This window comes from Streptomyces sp. NBC_00775, from assembly GCF_036347135.1.
GTDB lineage: Bacteria > Actinomycetota > Actinomycetes > Streptomycetales > Streptomycetaceae > Streptomyces > Streptomyces lutosisoli.
In genome coordinates this window covers 7,852,734-7,870,041 of record NZ_CP108938.1, presented here as the reverse complement: position 1 = coordinate 7,870,041, position 17,308 = coordinate 7,852,734, and the positions used below count along the sequence as shown (strand labels likewise).

Annotated in this window: 11 protein-coding genes; 8 read left to right on the top strand and 3 right to left on the bottom strand. The window is 70.2% G+C overall.

Features of this window, described 5'->3' with window-relative positions:
* The first annotated feature begins 55 nt into the window (after positions 1-55).
* The 4 genes from sucB to OIC96_RS34920 all read left to right on the top strand — a co-directional run bounded on the left by sucB (position 56) and on the right by OIC96_RS34920 (position 9,287).
* Complete coding sequence (sucB, locus tag OIC96_RS34935; RefSeq protein ID WP_330304015.1) at positions 56-1,849, top strand: 2-oxoglutarate dehydrogenase, E2 component, dihydrolipoamide succinyltransferase; 1,794 nt, start codon at positions 56-58, stop codon at positions 1,847-1,849.
* A gap of 272 nt (positions 1,850-2,121) precedes the next feature.
* On the top strand, positions 2,122-3,567 hold the full coding sequence (locus tag OIC96_RS34930; protein ID WP_330304016.1) for an esterase/lipase family protein: 1,446 nt from the start codon (positions 2,122-2,124) through the stop codon (positions 3,565-3,567).
* Positions 3,568-3,604: 37 nt separating this feature from the next.
* Positions 3,605-8,566: an AAA family ATPase gene (locus tag OIC96_RS34925; RefSeq protein WP_330304017.1), complete on the top strand. Its 4,962-nt coding sequence runs from the start codon at positions 3,605-3,607 to the stop codon at positions 8,564-8,566.
* Between the two features lie 94 nt (positions 8,567-8,660).
* A complete protein-coding gene (locus OIC96_RS34920) occupies positions 8,661-9,287 on the top strand; it encodes a hypothetical protein (protein WP_330304018.1) in 627 nt (208 codons plus the stop codon).
* 41 nt (positions 9,288-9,328) lie between these two features.
* On the opposite strand, the gene OIC96_RS34915 is transcribed toward OIC96_RS34920, so the two are convergent.
* Positions 9,329-10,033, bottom strand: coding sequence for a hypothetical protein (locus OIC96_RS34915; protein ID WP_330304019.1), 705 nt, complete (start codon positions 10,031-10,033; stop codon positions 9,329-9,331).
* 290 nt (positions 10,034-10,323) lie between these two features.
* On the opposite strand from OIC96_RS34915, the gene OIC96_RS34910 reads away from it, so the two are divergent.
* The 4 genes from OIC96_RS34910 (at position 10,324) to OIC96_RS34895 (ending at position 15,809) form a co-directional block, all read left to right on the top strand.
* Complete coding sequence (locus OIC96_RS34910) at positions 10,324-10,947, top strand: GntR family transcriptional regulator (protein WP_327428140.1); 624 nt, start codon at positions 10,324-10,326, stop codon at positions 10,945-10,947.
* Between the two features lie 327 nt (positions 10,948-11,274).
* Positions 11,275-13,980, top strand: coding sequence for a pyruvate dehydrogenase (acetyl-transferring), homodimeric type (gene aceE / locus OIC96_RS34905; RefSeq protein WP_330304020.1), 2,706 nt, complete (start codon positions 11,275-11,277; stop codon positions 13,978-13,980).
* 140 nt (positions 13,981-14,120) lie between these two features.
* Positions 14,121-15,122 carry a helix-turn-helix transcriptional regulator gene (locus tag OIC96_RS34900; protein ID WP_330304021.1) on the top strand — a complete coding sequence of 334 codons (1,002 nt, stop codon included), beginning with the start codon at positions 14,121-14,123 and terminating at the stop codon, positions 15,120-15,122.
* 168 nt (positions 15,123-15,290) lie between these two features.
* Positions 15,291-15,809, top strand: a complete 519-nt coding sequence (locus OIC96_RS34895) for a DUF4240 domain-containing protein (RefSeq protein ID WP_330310062.1) — start codon at positions 15,291-15,293, stop codon at positions 15,807-15,809.
* Positions 15,810-15,812: 3 nt separating this feature from the next.
* Here OIC96_RS34895 and OIC96_RS34890 read toward each other — a convergent pair whose 3' ends face one another.
* Together OIC96_RS34890 and OIC96_RS34885 are read right to left on the bottom strand one after the other, a co-directional pair.
* Positions 15,813-16,028, bottom strand: a complete 216-nt coding sequence (locus OIC96_RS34890; RefSeq protein WP_330304022.1) for a hypothetical protein — start codon at positions 16,026-16,028, stop codon at positions 15,813-15,815.
* 261 nt (positions 16,029-16,289) lie between these two features.
* Positions 16,290-17,000 carry a peptidoglycan recognition protein family protein gene (locus tag OIC96_RS34885; protein ID WP_330310063.1) on the bottom strand — a complete coding sequence of 237 codons (711 nt, stop codon included), beginning with the start codon at positions 16,998-17,000 and terminating at the stop codon, positions 16,290-16,292.
* Positions 17,001-17,308 lie beyond the last annotated feature (308 nt).

The window sequence follows — 17,308 nt, the reverse complement described above, 5'->3', positions numbered from 1 at the left end:
TGGGCGCGACGACGACCACAGACTTCCGCACCATTCGTAAGGAGCAACAGAAACCATGCCGGTTTCCGTAACCCTTCCGGCGCTCGGTGAGAGCGTTACCGAGGGCACTGTCACCCGCTGGCTGAAGGCCGAGGGCGAGCGCGTCGAGGCCGACGAGCCGCTGCTCGAAGTGTCGACCGACAAGGTCGACACCGAGATCCCCTCGCCCGTCGCCGGCATCCTGGCGTCCATCAAGGTCGCCGAGGACGAGACCGTCGAGGTCGGCGCCGAGCTGGCCGTCATCGACGACGGCACGGGTGCCCCCGCCGCCGCCCCGGCTCCGGCCGCCGAGCCCGTGGCCGCTCCGGTGGCCCCGGCCGCCCCGGCCCCGGTCGCCGAGGCCCCCGCGGCTCCGGCCGCTCCGGCCCCCGCCCCCGCCGCTCCGGCCGGTGGCGCCACCGGTACCGACGTCGTGCTGCCCGCGCTGGGCGAGTCGGTCACCGAGGGCACCGTCACCCGCTGGCTGAAGGAGGTCGGCGAGGAGGTCGCGGAGGACGAGCCGCTGCTCGAGGTCTCCACGGACAAGGTCGACACCGAGATCCCCGCGCCGGTCGCCGGCGTGCTGCTGGAGATCGTGGTCGGCGAGGACGAGACCGCCGAGGTCGGCGCGAAGCTCGCCGTCATCGGCGCCCCGGGCGCGGCTCCGGCCGCCGCTCCGGCTCCCGCCGCTGCCGCCCCGGCCCCCGCCGCTCCGGTGGCTCCCCCGGCGCCCGCTCCGGCCCCCGTCGCCCCGGCCGCCCCGGTGGCGCCCCCGGCTCCGGTCCAGGCCGCCGCCCCGGTCGCGCCCCCGGCCCCGGCCCCCGCGCCGGTCGCCGCGCCCGCCCCCGTCACCCCGGCCCCGGCGCCCGCCGCGACCTCCGGTGACGACGGTGCGTACGTGACCCCGCTGGTGCGCAAGCTCGCCGCCGACAACGGCGTCGACCTGGCCGCCGTCAAGGGCACCGGCGTCGGCGGTCGCATCCGCAAGCAGGACGTCATCGCCGCCGCCGAGGCCGCGAAGGCCGCTGCCGCCGCCCCGGCGCCGGCTCCGGTCGCCGCCGCCGCTCCGGCCGCCGGCGCAAAGAAGGCCCCGGTTCTCGAGGTCTCCCCGCTCCGCGGCCAGACCGTCAAGATGACCCGCATCCGCAAGGTCATCGGCGACAACATGGTGAAGGCCCTGCACGAGCAGGCCCAGCTGTCCTCGGTCGTCGAGGTCGACATCACCCGCCTGATGAAGCTCCGCGCGCAGGCGAAGGACTCCTTCGCGGCCCGCGAGGGCGTCAAACTCTCCCCGATGCCGTTCTTCGTGAAGGCGGCGGCCCAGGCGCTGAAGGCCCACCCGGTCATCAACGCCCGGATCAACGAGGCCGAGGGCACGATCACCTACTTCGACTCCGAGAACATCGGTATCGCGGTGGACTCGGAGAAGGGCCTGATGACCCCGGTCATCAAGGGTGCGGGCGACCTGAACATCGCCGGCATCTCGAAGGCCACGGCCGACCTGGCGGGCAAGGTCCGCGCCAACAAGATCACTCCGGACGAGCTGTCCGGCGCGACCTTCACCATCTCCAACACCGGCTCGCGCGGCGCGCTCTTCGACACGATCATCGTGCCGCCGAACCAGGTCGCGATCCTGGGCATCGGCGCCACGGTCAAGCGTCCGGCCGTCATCGAGACGGAAGAGGGCACCGTCATCGGCGTCCGCGACATGACCTACCTGACGCTTTCCTACGACCACCGTCTGGTGGACGGCGCCGACGCGGCCCGCTACCTGACCGCGGTCAAGGCGATCCTGGAGGCCGGCGAGTTCGAGGTCGAGCTCGGCCTGTAGTTCGCACGTTCGCACGTCGCTCACACGGCGCCCCTGTCCGGAGTTCTCCGGGCAGGGGCGCCGTCGTATTTCCCTCGTTGGTTCTCCCGGCAGGAGCTGCGTCAGTTCTCCGGGCAGGGGCTGCGTCGTATTTCCTCTCGTCGTTCTTCCGCAATCGCCCCATCCCCTGATGCGGTCCGGTCCGGCTCGCTACCGTGAGTCAGTTCAGTTCACATGCGGCCGTCCCACGGGCGGGTTCAGGCCGCAGCGGTTCACGCAACGGGGGGAGCCGCATGAAGCGCGCACCTGTCACTGACCTTGTCGTGTTTCTGCCGGGCATCATGGGGACCCGGCTCGCGGACGCCGACGGCGCCGCCATCTGGGATCTGTCGGGCGGTGCCCTGTGGCGGGCCCTTCGCACCTTCGGGAAGTCGGTCAAGGGACTGCGGTTACCCGCCGATACCGGTGACGACCACCCCGGCGACGGCGTACGTCCCGTCGGCGTCATGCCCGACCTCCACGCGATCCCGGGCATCTGGCACCCCGTCGACGGCTACACCGACCTGCTGGGGTTCCTGGAGCAGAACTTCACCCTGCGTCGCCGACTGCCGAACGACCCGCCGGGTACGGCGGCGAACCTGGTCGAGTTCGGGTACGACTGGCGGCTGTCCTGCCGGTACAACGCCCACCGCCTGCGGAAACGCGTCGCGGAGGAACTGGAACGCTGGCGCTCCTCGGCACCGGAGCGCGCCGACGCGCAGGTCGTGTTCCTCTGTCACTCCATGGGCGGACTGGTGGCCCGCCACTACGTGGAATGCCTGCGCGGGTACGAGACCACCCGCCGCCTCATCACCCTCGGCACCCCGCATCGCGGCTCACTCGACGCCCTCGTCCATCTGGTCAACGGCCTGCGCAAGGGCTGGGGCCTGTTCGGCGTCGACCTCACCGGCTTCGCGCGCTCACTCCCCTCACTGCACCAGCTCGCGCCGGACTACGCGTGTGTTTCGACGGCGGACGGGCACGAACTCGCTTACGCACGCGACCTGACCGGCCTGCCCGGCCCCGACACCAAGCTCCTGGAGGACGCGGCCCGCTTCCACGCCGAACTGCGTCAAGCGGCGGAGGCGCCCGGCCGTGATGCCCGTACCGACCTGGTCGCGGTCGTAGGCGTACGTCAGCCGACGGCGACCACGGGTGTGTACGCCGGCGGTCTGCTGGTCCCCGCGTGGGACATCGCCGGCGTCGACGAGGGCGGCGACGGCACCGTCCCCCGCCTCTCGGCCCGCCCGGCCAACGCCGCCGGCACAGGATCGCTGACAGCCACGGCCTTCACCCCCAACGAGCAGCACGGCTCCCTGCAGAACAACCGCGGCGTGCGCGACGCGATCTGGGGCTGGCTCGGGCAGGAGCCTCCCTTCCACCGGGGCCCGGAGGACGAGGATGTGCCTCCGCTGAGCGTGCTGGCTCCGTCCCTGCTGGAGCACGGGGTGCCGTATGAGGTGCGGGTTTCGGTGCCGGGTGACGTGGAGGGGCACGACGAGCTGCTGGTCGTGGCGGAGCTGAAGCCCGCGGGCCGGCGGGACGGGGCGTCCCGGTCTCTGCGGAACCTTGGGGGCGGGCGCTATCAGGGGAGTTTCCCCGCTCCGGAGGGTGGGGCCTATCGGCTGGCGGTACGGGTGGAGGGGCGCGCGGAGTCTACGGTCACCGCGCTGACGTTGGTGGGTGAGTCGGGTGAGTGAGCAGCGGGTCGAGCCGGTTCAGGGGACTGTTCTTGGCGTGGTGGTTCAGCGGTACGAGAGCACGAAGTTCCCCGAACTGACCCACGCGGCGGAGCAGTTGACCAGCCTTTGCGCGTTGCTGGAGGGGTACGGGTATACGCCGACCGTGGTGGAGGACCCGCGCCGCGATGGCCTCAAGGTCTCGGTGGATGCCTGGCGGAAGGGGTGGAAAGAGCAGGGCGGGAACGGGCCGGCGATTGTGTTGTGGTCGGGGCACGGACAGCTCCGCAACGACAAGCTTCGCCTGATCGTGCACGACACGCTCGACATCAAGGATTCCGAGCAGACCTACGGGATGGACACACTCACGTCCGTCGCGCTGCGCAGCGGTGCGGACCAGATTCTGCTGCTCATCGACACCTGTTACTCGGGGGCAGGAGTCATGGCATCCCTGGACGAGGCGCTGGCCGATCTGGCCGCCAAGACTCTGCCACCGGGCCGGTCGAACTGGCTCGGGGTCGTCGCGAGCTGCCGCCCGCAGGAGAAGGCCGAGGGGCGCGGCGTCCTGCTGGAGACCGTGGCCGAGGTCCTGCGCGACGGCCCCCGGACCAAGAGCTACCGCCACGAATGGAGCCCCCGGAACGGGCAGATCACCGGATCCGCGGTCATCCAGGCCGCCCTCGACCAGTGGCCGGAGGACGAGGGCCAGCTTCCGATTCCCGCTTTCCTCGGACGGGACCGACCGATGTTCAGCAACCCGCGCAAGAAGAAGGAAAAGCCCGAGCCGGAGCTCGTGGAGCACCTGGTCAGGGCGGCACGCGGGGTGGCCCGTGTCGAGGAGGGCTGGTTCTTCAGCGGACGCCGGCGGGTGCTCAGGGAGATCGTCGACTGGTGCAAGGCCAGGGAGCCGGGGTTGTTCCTGGTCACGGGGAGCGCGGGCAGCGGCAAGTCGGCCGTGTTGGGGAGGATCTCGACCCTCGCCGACCGAGTACACCGGGCCGACATCAAGAAACACGGCGCCCTCCGCGAAGACGATCCGGATCCGGGAGTGGGCACGGTGCACGGCTCCCTGCATCTGCGGGGCCTCACGGTCCAGCAGCTCGCGGAGGCCATCGCCCGGGAACTGAAGCTGGACGCTCCCGAGACTCCGGCCGCCTTGATCGCCGATGTGGAGCGGGAGTGGCCCGCCTCCGGTCGGCCGCCGGTCCTTGTCCTGGACGGTCTGGACGAGGCCGCCTCGGACCAGGCCGGCCCGATCGTCGAACAGCTGCTGGCTCCGCTCAGCCGCATGTCGTGCGTCCTGCTGGCTTCTCGGGACCGGCCGTTCAATCCTGGAGCCGAGGAGGCCGGGGAACCGCTGGATCAGGCGATCAGTCGTGTCCTGGGGGTTCGGGCGCGCGCGGTCGGCCTGGACGGCGAGGCGGACACGGGGAACGACATCGCGGAGTACGCCCGCCGTCGCCTCCGGGGTACTGGCCTGCCCAATGAGGCCGCCGAGCTGATCAAGCGACGGGCCTCCGTGAGCCATGGGGGGTTCCTGTTCGCCCAGATGGCGATCGATTCCGTGATCAGGCACTTCCCCGAGACCGGCGCCGAGGAGTGGGAACAGAGCCTTCCGGCGTCCATTTCGGCTGCGTTCACGGAAGACCTGGCCGCCGGGCCGAAGCTGGAGCGGGACGGGGAGGCCCTCCCACACGCCGCGCAGGATCTGCTGACCGCGCTCGCCTGGGGCACTGGGAATGGCATGCCCGCCAGGGGGGTGTGGGAGGCGGCGGCCACCGCGCTCAGTACGGCCGGGACTGTCTATGGGCGGGAGGATCTGGACTGGCTGCTCAACTGCTACGGGCGGTATGTCATCGAGGACAGCGATGGCGTGCAGGCCGTATATCGGCTTTACCACCGGGAGTTCATCGAGCATCTGCGGGGGGTGTCCGCTGGGCCGCGTGCGGAGGGGCAGCCGGGGCCTGCGTTCCGCGTGGCTCGTGCGTTCGTGGATCTTCTGCGGCAACAGAGCGAGGACGCGTCGGTTCTTGAGCATGCGAATCCCTATCTGCGGGGGTCGCTTTCAGAGCACGCAGCTATGGCGGGAGGCAGGGGTATCGCGTTGGTGCGTGAACTTGTGGAGCTGCGGGGGGAGGTGTTCTGGCCGGATCTGGCGAGGGCTTTGGGTGGGCTGGCGGTCTCGCTTTCGAAAGCGGGACAGCGGGAGCAGGCGCTCGCGCCGTCCCGGGAGGCGTCTGACCTTTATCGGTCCCTTACCGAAACCAACCCCGCCGCCTACCTCCCCGACCTCGCCGGCTCCCTCAACAACCTCGCCGTCTTCCAGAGCGAGACCGGAGACCGACAAGCCGCACTCACCACCATCAACCAAGCGGTCACCATCCGCCGCACCCTTGCCGAAACCAACCCCTCCGCCCACCTCCCCGACCTCGCCGCCTCCCTCAACAACCTCGCCAGCAGTCAGAGCGAGACCGGAGACCGACAAGCCGCACTCACCACCAGCACCCAAGCCACCGACCTCTACCGCACCCTCGCCGAAACCAACCCCGCCACCTACCTCCCCAACCTCGCCTTGTCCCTCAACAACCTCGCCACCATCCAGAGCGAGACCGGAAACCGACAAGCCGCACTCACCACCAGCACCCAAGCCACCGACCTCTACCGCACCCTCGCCGAAACCAACCCCGCCGCCTACCTCCCCGACCTCGCCTTGTCCCTCAACAACCTCTCCAATCGCCAGAGCGAGACCGGAAACCGACAAGCTGCACTCACCACCATCACCCAAGCGGTCACCATCCGCCGCACCCTCGCCGAAACCAACCCCGCCGCCTACCTCCCCAACCTCGCCAACTCCCTCAACAACCTGGCCAGCAGCCAGAGGGAGACCGGAGACCGACAAACCGCACTCACCACCAGCACCCAAGCCACCGACCTCTACCGCGCGCTTGCCGAAACCAACCCCGCCGCCTACCTCCCCGACCTCGCCGGCTCCCTCAGCAACCTCGCCGTCTACCAGAGCGAGACCGGAAACCGGCAAGCCGCACTCACCACCAGCGCCCAAGCCGTGACCATCCGCCGCACCCTCGCCGAAACCAACCCCGCCGCCTACCTCCCCGACCTCGCCGCCTCCCTCAACAACCTCGCCAGCATCCAGAGCGAGACCGGAGACCGACAAACCGCACTCACCACCAGCACCCAAGCCACCGACCTCTACCGCACCCTCGCCGAAACCAACCCCGCCACCTACCTCCCCAACCTCGCCACCTCCCTCAACAACCTCGCCGTCTACCAGAGCGAGACCGGAAACCGGCAAGCCGCACTCACCACCAGCACCCAAGCCGTCACCATCCGCCGCACCCTCGCCGAAACCAACCCCGCCGCCTACCTCCCCGCCCTTGCCACCTCCCTCAACAACCTCGCCAACATCCAGAGCGAGACCGGAGACCGACAAGCCGCACTCACCACCAGCACCCAAGCCACCGACCTCTACCGCACCCTCGCCGAAACCAACCCCGCCACCTACCTCCCCAACCTCGCCTTGTCCCTCAACAACCTCTCCAATCGCCAGAGCGAGACGGGAAACCGACAAGCCGCACTCACCACCATCAACCAAGCCGTCACCATCCGCCGCACCCTCGCCGAAACCAACCCCTCCGCCTACCTCCCCGCCCTCGCCACCTCCCTCAACAACCTCGCCAGCATCCAGAGCGAGACCGGAGACCGACAAACCGCACTCACCACCAGCACCCAAGCCACCGACCTCTACCGCACCCTCGCCGAAACCAACCCCGCCGCCTACCTCCCCAACTTCGCCGCCTCCCTCAACAACCTCTCCAATCGCCAGAGCGAGACCGGAGACCGACAAACCGCACTCACCACCAGCACCCAAGCCGTCACCATCCGCCGAACCCTCGCCGAAACCAACCCCGCCGCCTACCTCCCCAACCTCGCCACCTCCCTCAACAACCTCGCCGCCATCGCCCCCGTTGACGAAGCGCTTACCGCCTTCACCCAGGCAGAACAGTCCCTAGGTGCCCACCCAGCCGCCGCGCGCCAGATCACCGTCCAGCGCGCGGAGTTCCAACTCACACAGACAGAACCCGATGCCGGAATTCGCTCCTTGATCGAACTCCTCGCATCGCCCCCACTCACCGGCCCAGATCCCGCCGCTCTCAATGCCCGGCATCTGCTGCGCGACCTCAGCCGCACAAGCACGGACGCCGCCTCTCAGATCAATGACTCCTGGCGCACATCAACCGGCGCAGAGCCCCCGGCATGGCTGAAGCTCCACGAGGCCACCCTCGACCTCGCCATCGAGTGGATCAACTGCCCCACCTGGGCAGCCGCCCGCGCCTTCTGGGAGGAACACTCTGCGCACCTCCAGTCCCCCGAAACCGCCCTGGCCTTGGAGGAACTCGCCCTGGTCTACGAAGCCGCCGAGCAACACCTCCGAGTCGCCCACGACGCCACAACCAACACCCCAGACGCCGCTTTCCGTCCGTACCTCACACGAGAATTGCTCAGCTCCTGGATCACCACCCCTACCTGGGATGAGTCCCAGGCCCACCTCTCGGACCACGCAGAGCATCTCCTGCACGACCAGGCCCTCGCACTACTCAACACCGACACCGAAAGCGCAGAATCCGCCGCCCACTTCGCACTCCTCCTCCTGGCCCGCGAAGACGGAATCCCCACCGCCTACCAATACGTCAGGGACCGCACCCCCCTGAACGAACGAGTCCAGCAGCTGCTAGCCGCCCCGAACCCCACACTCCTCAACGCCTGCGCCCTACTCGAACTCCTCATCCACCAAGACGAGTTCACCGGCACAGTCCACCTGGCCATCTCCGCAGCCCTCGCCGAAGCCCCCTACGACCCCACCCCCTGGCCCACCCCCGACCCCACAGCCCGAGACCGAGCCATCGCCGAAATCGCCACCCTCATGGGCCGCTCCCCCCAACACGCCCCGGCCCTGAACACCCTCCTCCAAAGCCTCTTGTCCACAACAACCACCCCATGACCACCCCACCCCTCCCCCGCTCCACGATCCTCGTAGTCCAGGCAGCCTCCCCCCGAGTACCCGGAACCCGGACGCCGGAGCGGAGTACCGGGAAATGCAGCAGAGCATCACGCACGGGCGATACGGCCACGCCCTCACCCTCGAAAGCCTCCAAGCGGTGCAAGCCCGAGACCTGCCCGACCGCCTGATCAGGGGCGCCCCCGCAGTCCTGCACTTCTCCGCCCGCGGCACCCCCGGCGGCGGCCTCCGCTTCCTCACCGACGACGGCGGAGAGGCCCCGGTCTCCGACCAAGGCCTGTGCAAACTGCTCACCGAATTCGTGGCGGAGGGCCTCCGGCTCGTAGTCCTCAGCGCCTGCTGGACCTCCGAGCTGGCCGCGCTCCTCTCCGAGACGGTCCCCTGCGTCATAGGCACCGGCGGCCCGATCACCGACACCGGCTGCCTCGACTACTCCCGCACGCTCTACAGCGCCCTCGCCCATGGCCGCTCGGTCGGCAAGGCGCACAGCATCGCCGTAGGCGCGGCCGAGATGTACGGCGCGGACCGGCGCTGCCTGCCAGAGGTGAGCACCGCCCCCGGCTCCTACGCCGATGCCCTCCACCTCGTAGCCGCCGGGTATCGCATCCCGCCCACCCGCACCCCCATCAAGCCCCGAGGCGGCGGCTTCCCCTGGCGGTTCCGCAAAACCAAGATCCCCAACTCCGGGGAATCCCCGCCATAGCCGGACGGCCGGGCGGCCGGACAGCCGTCCTCACCGCGACCTCACCGAGGCGTCAGCGCCTTGTCCGTCCACAGCACCAACGTCTCCACCCACACATTCGGAATCTCCGTCTGATACGCAGGCGTAAGGTGCCGCGTCCGGTACGCCTTCAAAACGTCGTACGTCGCGTCCAGGCAGTCCCGCGACCCCAGATCCCCCGTCTCCGGGTCGACCCCGACAAGGAACCCGCGGCCCTCCACCGTACGAACCATCGCGCGGGCCCCGTTCACGTCGCTGGTCGATGACGAGGTGCAGCGGTAGCGGCTGTACGGGTGGGTCGACTTCCCGGGGTAGTGCGCGTCGCGGGACATGTCGCTGAGCATCTGGGCGTACGAGCCCTCGGCGTGCCAGGCGCCGATGTCGCCGCCGGGCGGGGTGTAGAGGGCGTTCGACGGGTTCTCGACGGCGCCGTACTCCCAGCGGTCGGTGCCCGTGATGCGGAAGCCCCAGCCGGTGTGGCCGAACTTCTGGGCGCCGTCCGGCTTGACGAAGACGCAGGCGCCGCCGGGGCCGGCGGGCTGCCCGGCCGAGCCCACCGGGCCTGCCGAGCCGGTGCCGGCGGTGGCGCTGTGGGACGGGGTGCCGCCGCTCGGCTTCACGGCCGCCCCGGTGTCCATCGGCTGGCAGCCCGTCATGCCCACGACCACTCCGGCCGCGGCCGCCGCCAGCGCCCAGCGAAACCCTCGTTTCCGTGCCCGTCCGCTCATGTCATCCCCCTGGTGTTCCCGCCGATGTGCCCGAGGGCGCCCTGCGCGGGAACCCTGTGCAGGGGGCCACACGTAACGGGGGCTCGGCAGTTCAACGGGTGACACGGTCGTGACGCCTCCGGGCCGTACCCGGTACGGGTCTTTACAGGCGCGGGCACTCTGACAGCGTGTAAGTCTCGTCTCACCTGCATGAAAGCGCCCCCGTGCGCCTCTCACGGAGCGGGGTGCGGCCTTATTGTCTAAACGTCAAACGCCCTCGGGGTTCCCGCACCCCTCCCAAAGGAGCCTTCATGACCGCGCCCGTCGTCCACTCGCTGCGCGAACAGATCCGCGAGCACATCGTGGAGGGGATCGTCAGCGGGCGCTGGAAGCCGGGCGAGCGGATCGTGGAGCGGCGGATCGCCACCGAGCTGGAGGTCAGCCAGACCCCGGTGCGGGAGGCGCTGCGCGAGCTGGAGTCGCTGCGGTTGATCGAGTCGGCGCCGAACAAGGGCGTGCGGGTGAGAAACCTGACAGCCGCCGACCTGGAGGAGAGCTACCCCGTACGAGCCGGTCTTGAGGCCATCGCGGCCGAGCTGGCGGCCGAGCGGCTCGCCGAGGACTGCTCGGCTCTGGAGCCGCATGTCGCGGCGCTGTACGAGGCCGACCGGCTGGCGGACGGGACCGGTCAGGTCCGGCACACCGTGGGCTTCCATCGCGAGCTGGTGCGGGCCGCCAACAACTCCGTGCTGCTGCACACCTGGGAGGGGCTGGGCATCGAGGTGTTCACGGCCCTGTCGATCCGCTGGCTGGGGACCGTCCAGCAGTCGTACGCGGAGGAGCACGAGGCCCTCGTGGACGCCTTCCGGCGGCGGGATCCGCTGATCGCCGACCTGGTGAAGGCGCATGTGCTGGGGTGCGCGCCGCGCCCGTGACACGGCCGAGGCACCTCGTGCCGGGCGGCGCGCCACGGCCTCGACACAGCCGAGCGCAGCCGAGCACACATGCGCTCACCTGGGAAAACCCTGAAGAATCCCTGGGAATCCAAGGCACCCGGTGCCTGCCGTGAAGGCACCCCGTGCCGACTTTCGCGATACGAAGAGGTTTTCGGCGTGAACCCTTTGATCGATCATCGATCAGGGGGTTACAGTCACCGACGGGCTCCCACCAGAGCCCATCGCCCTGTCCTGCCAAAGACAAAGGGCACCCCGAAAACCCCTTACCGATGAGGGAACCCCCCTCCGCATCCGGAAGGCGGCGCAATGACCGACCCCACCGCAATCCAGCCGAGCGAGCTCGACCAGCTCCCGGACCGCGACCCCGAGGAGACCGCCGAATGGCAGGCCTCCCTGGACGCCGTCACCCAGGCGGCCGGGCCGCACCGTGCCGCGTACTTGATGCGCCGCACACTGGAACGCGCCGAGGGCAACGGTCTCGCGCTGCCCAAGCTGCTTGAGACGGACTACGTCAACACCATCCCCACCGCCGCCGAGCCCACCGTGGACGGCGACGAGGAGATGGAGCGCCGGATCACCGCGTGGAACCGCTGGAACGCGGCCGCGATGGTGAGCCGGGGCAGCAAATACGGCGTGGGCGGCCACATCGCCACCTTCGCCTCGGCTGCCTGGCTCTACGAGACCGGCTTCAACCACTTCTTCAAGGGCAAGGAGGCCGACGGGTCCGGCGACCAGCTCTACATCCAGGGCCACGCCTCCCCCGGCATCTACGCCCGCGCCTTCCTCGACGGCCGGCTGAGCGAGCAGCACCTCGACCGCTTCCGTCAGGAGTCCGGCGGCAACGGTCTGCCGTCGTACCCGCACCCGCGCCGCCTCCCCTGGCTGTGGGAGTTCCCGACGGTGTCGATGGGCCTCGGCCCGCTCTCCGCCATCTACCAGGCGCGCTTCAACCGCTACCTCACCAACCGCGGCATCAAGGACGTCTCGCAGTCCCACGTCTGGGCGTTCCTCGGTGACGGCGAGATGGACGAGCCCGAGTCGACCGCGGCACTCGCACTCGCCTCCCGCGAGGGTCTGGACAACCTGACCTTCGTCATCAACTGCAACCTGCAGCGCCTCGACGGCCCGGTCCGCGCGAACTTCAAGATCGTGCAGGAGCTGGAGGCCCAGTTCCGCGGCGCCGGCTGGAACGTCGTGAAGTCGCTGTGGGGCTCGGCCTGGGACGAGCTGATCCAGCTCGACACCACGGGCGCGCTCGTACGCCGCCTGCGCCAGGTACCCGACGCGCAGGTGCAGACGTACCAGACCCGCGACGCCGCCTACATCCGCCAGGACTTCTTCGGCGCCGACCCGGCGCTCGTCGAGATGGCGAAGCTGCTCAGCGACGACAAGATCCTTGAGTGCTTCCACCTCTCCCGCGGTGGCCACGAGTCGCGCAAGGTGTACGCCGCCTACCGCGCCGCCCTGGCCCACAAGGGCGCGCCGACGGTGATCCTGGCCCAGACGGTCAAGGGCTTCACGCTCGGCACGGGCTTCGCGTCCAAGAACGCCAACCACCAGATGAAGAAGCTGTCGACGGACGAGTTCAAGCAGATGCGTGACCTGCTCGAACTCCCCATCTCCGACAGCCAGTTCGTCGACGGCCAGGTCCCCTACGGCCACCCGGGCGCCGACGCCCCCGAGGTCCGTTACCTCCAGGAGCGCCGCGCGGCCCTCGGCGGCCCGGCCCCGGCCCGCCGTACGCACGCCCTCGCCCCGCTGCCCGCCCCCGCCGACAAGACGTTCGCGTCCTTCGACAAGGGCTCCGGCACGCAGAACGTGGCGACGACGATGGCCTTCGTCCGCCTGGTCAAGGACCTGGTCCGCGACAAGCAGACCGGGAAGCGCTGGGTGCCGATCGTCCCCGACGAGGCGCGCACCTTCGGCATGGAGAGCCTCTTCCCGTCCCTCGGCATCTACTCGCCCAAGGGCCAGACGTACGAGCCGGTCGACCGCGACCAGCTGATGTACTACAAGGAGGCCAAGGACGGCCAGATCCTCAACGAGGGGATCACCGAGGCCGGTTCCATGGCGGACTTCATCGCCGCGTCCACCGCGTACTCCACGCACGGCGAAGCGATGATCCCGTTCTACATCTTCTACTCGATGTTCGGCTGGCAGCGCACGGCCGACCAGATGTGGCAGCTCGGCGACCAGCTCGGCCGCGGCTTCCTCGTCGGCGCCACGGCCGGCCGTACGACGCTGACGGGCGAGGGCCTCCAGCACGCCGACGGCCACTCCCCCGTCATCGCGGCGACCAACCCGGCCGCGCTGTCCTACGACCCGGCGTTCGCGTACGAGATCGGGGCGATCGTCAAGGACGGTCTGCGCCGTATGTACGGCGAGGCGGCCCCGGGCGAGGACCCGAACGTCTTCTACTACCTGACGGTCTACAACGAGCCGATGCCGCAGCCCGCCAAGCCGGCCGGCCTCGGTATCGACGAGGGCATCGTCAAGGGCCTGTACCGCTTCAACACCGCCGAGTCGGCGGGCGTGAACGTGGCCGCCGCCAACGCCCCGCGCATCCAGCTGCTGGGCTCCGGCACGGCGATCCACTGGACGCTTGAGGCACAGAAGCTGCTCGCCGAAGAGTGGGGTGTGGCGGCGGACGTATGGTCCGCGACGTCCTGGACCGAGCTGCGCCGCGACGCGCTGGAGGCCGACGCGGCCCTGCTGCGCGGCGAGGAGCGGGTGCCGTTCGTCCGCCAGGCGCTGCAGGGCGCCGAGGGCCCGGTCCTCGCGGTCTCCGACTACATGCGCCAGGTCCCGGACCAGATCGCGCAGTGGGTCGAGCAGGACTACTCCTCGCTGGGCGCGGACGGCTTCGGCCTCTCCGACACCCGTGAGGCGGCCCGCCGCCACTTCGGCGTGGACGCCCAGTCGATCGTCGTCGCGGCGCTGGCGCAGCTCGCCCGCCGCGGTGAGGTCAAGGCGTCGGCGGTGAAGGAAGCGCGGGAGCGCTACGGCCTGTAGGACTTGAGGTCCGTTCGGTTCGTTCCGGTTCGGTTCGGATCGATCCGGTTCGTTCGGCGAAGGGGTACGGCAACTGCCGTGCCCCTTCGGCGTCTGCCACGGTTCTCCGCGCTGTCAGTGGTGCCCCGCATCATGAACGTATGCGTGCTGCCCGCCTGATCAAGATGGTGCTGCTGCTCCAGTCGAGGCCGTCGATGACCGCCGCCGAGCTGGCGCGGGAGCTGGAGGTGTCCGAGCGGACCATCACGCGGGACGCGCAGGCGCTGTCGGAGGCGGGGGTTCCGGTGTACGCGGACCGGGGGCGGGCCGGCGGATACCGGCTGGTCGGCGGATACCGGACGCGGCTGACGGGACTGGCCCGCGGCGAGGCGGAGGCGCTGTTCCTGAGCGGGGTGCCGGGGGCGCTGCGCGAGATGGGCCTGGAGGACACCGCCTCGGCGGCCCGCCTGAAGGTGTCCGCGGCCCTCCTCCCCTCCCTGCGGGACGCTTCCCGTACGGCGGCGCAGCGGTTCCATCTCGACGCGCCCGCCTGGTTCAGCGAACCCGAGACGCCCGAGCTGCTGCCCTCGGTCGCGGACGCGGTGTGGGACGACCGGCGGATCACGGCGCGCTACCGTCGCGGGGAGGCCGAGGTCGAGCGGGTGCTCGAACCGTACGGGCTCGTGCTGAAGGCGGGTGTCTGGTACCTGTGCGCGCGGGTGGCCGAGGTCGCCCAGCCGGGTTCCTCGCCCGGGCCCTTCCGGGGGTACCGGGTGTACCGGATCGACCGGTTCACGGCCGTCGCGCCGGGCGAGGAGCGCTTCGGCCGGGACGAGACGTTCGATCTGCCCGGGTTCTGGGAGGAGCGGGCCGAGGAGTTCGCACGCTCCATCCTGCGGGCGGAGGTCGTCGTACGGCTGTCTCCGGAGGGCGTGCGGAGACTGTCGTACGCCGTTGATCCCGCGTCGGCCAGACAGGCGCTGTCCGCCTGCGGCGCGCCGGACGGCATGGGCTGGGTGACCGTCACCCTGCCCGTCGAGTCCGAGGAGGTGGCCCATGCGCAGCTGACGGGGCTCGGACCGGAGGTGGAGGTGCTGTCCCCGGCGTGGCTGCGTGACCGTTTCGCGGGGGACGCGGCTCGGCTGGCGGCGCTCTACGAGTGAGGGCACCGTGGAAGTGCGCACGAGAGAAATACGCACGAGGGAACCACCGAAACGCACAAGAATGAAATGCGTACGAACGCGGTGGTTTTACCTTCGGCATGTGCACTCATAACAATCTGCGCCACTCCACGTGCGTCCCTCCCGTCCAGGCCCGATGCTTGACCCGTGATGGACGAGACGGAGTTCTGGGAGCTGGTGGACACGACCCGCGAGGCCGCCGAGGGCGACCCCGAGGAACAGGCCGACCTGCTCGTCGAGCGACTCGTCCAGTTGGACCCGGACATGGTCCTCGACTTCGCCCGGCACTTCGAGGCCCGCTACAACCGCGCGTATCGCTGGGATCTGTGGGGCGCTGCCTGGGTGCTGCTCGACGGCGCCAGCGACGACGCGTTCGACTTCTTCCGGTGCTGGCTGATCGGCCAGGGCCGGGAGGTCTTCGAGGGCGCGGTGCACGACCCCGACTCGCTCTCCGACCTCCTGGAGGACTTCGACGAGGAGATCGACGGCGACGGCGAGGAGCTGGGCTACTCGGCGGACGAGGCGTACGAACAGCTCACCGGCGTCGTCGCCCCCGACCTGGGCATCCCGCCCGCCGCCGCGGAGCCCGAGGGCACGCCGGTCGACTTCGAGAACGAGGGCGCGCTCGCGGAGCGCTATCCCAAGCTCTGGGAACGGTTCAGGGGCTGAGCCTCAGGCCGCCAGCGTCCTGCGGCGGCCCGTGTCCGACGGGATGTACGCCTGCGTCTGGTCGGCCTTCACCGCGTGGTGCATCGGCGCCGCGTTGGCCTGGTCGAGCGCGGACGCGGTGACCGCGGCCGGACCGAGCACGACCGTCGCGACCGCACAGACCACCGCCCAGGGTCCGCGCGCGGACTTGTTCGTGTTCTGGGTACGACTGCTACTCATGATCCCCACCCTCCAGTCAGTGCGTGTCCACGACACTATGACGCCTGCCTCGGGGTGATCGGTGAGCCGCTTAGGGGAACCCTGTGAGCCCGCCTCGGGTGCTGTCGTCTTTTGTCTTTTAGGGGCGCGGGGAACTGCGCGCCCAGCCCCCACCGGGCCTGCAGACGCATTCAGGGGCGCGAGGAACGGCGCAATCTTGAGGGGGGTCTGGGGGCGCAGCCCCCAGGAACGGGATGGGACGGGTAGGGGCGGCGGGGGCGATCAACGCCCCTGCAACCGGGCGGCCAGCTCACGGATCTCCGGAAGGCGGGCCGTCAACGCGGCACCGGGGCAGCTGGTCATGAACCCGTCGTTGTGCCCCGCCACGGTCGGCAGCATGGCAGCGGTCCCCGCATGGAACCGGCTGAGACTGTTGCTGGACACCAACCGCACCGCGGCCCGCGGATCAACCCCGGACAGCCCCAGCTTCCACGCGGCCAGCGCCGCGATCGCCTTGGTCATCGCCCGCGGCACCTCCGTACCCGCCGTGAACGTACCGATGGCCGCGACCCCGGCGGTCCGATGGTTGAACCCCTGGGCGTGCGCCCCGGTGACGGGCCGGTCCACCCCGCCCGCACGCCCCTCGTAAATGGTCCCGCAGCGGTCGACGAGGAAGTTGTAGCCGATGTCGTCCCAGTTCCGGGCGCCGGTCTGGCCGGCGTAGAGGTAGCGGATGATGCGGGGCGCGTCGGCGCAGGCGTACCCGTTCGGCGAGTCGGTGTGGTGGACGAAGATCGCGACGACCCGGTCGTCGTACCGGGGTGCCGGCTGGGGGTGCGCGCGTGCGGTCGCCGCGTCCAGCCAGCGCGACCGCGGCACGATGGCCGGCCGGGCAGCCGGATGCACGGCCACGGCGGGCCGGGCGGCGACCGGCGGCCGGGCGGGGTGGGCCCCCGTACGGTCCACCCCGGCCGCGCACATCACCAGCGCCATCACGGCGACGAACCCGGGCACGCACCCGAGCGCCACCAGGACCGCCCGCGGCAGCCGCACACGCCACGGGAACCACGCCGGCCGCGAACTCCACAGCCGCCGCACGGCACGAGGCACTCGCCCCGCACCGCCCGGTCGTGCCCCCCGCGTCTTCCGGAAGACACGCATGGACTCACCCTGGCCCCGATCCGCCACATCCGCGATGTGTGGTGTGCCACCTGGTGGAACCATCGTCCCGGTCCGGGACGTTTTTACAGTTCCACGCACGTGTGGAGCTCTCCGGTCGGCCGCCGGCCGGACACGCGCGC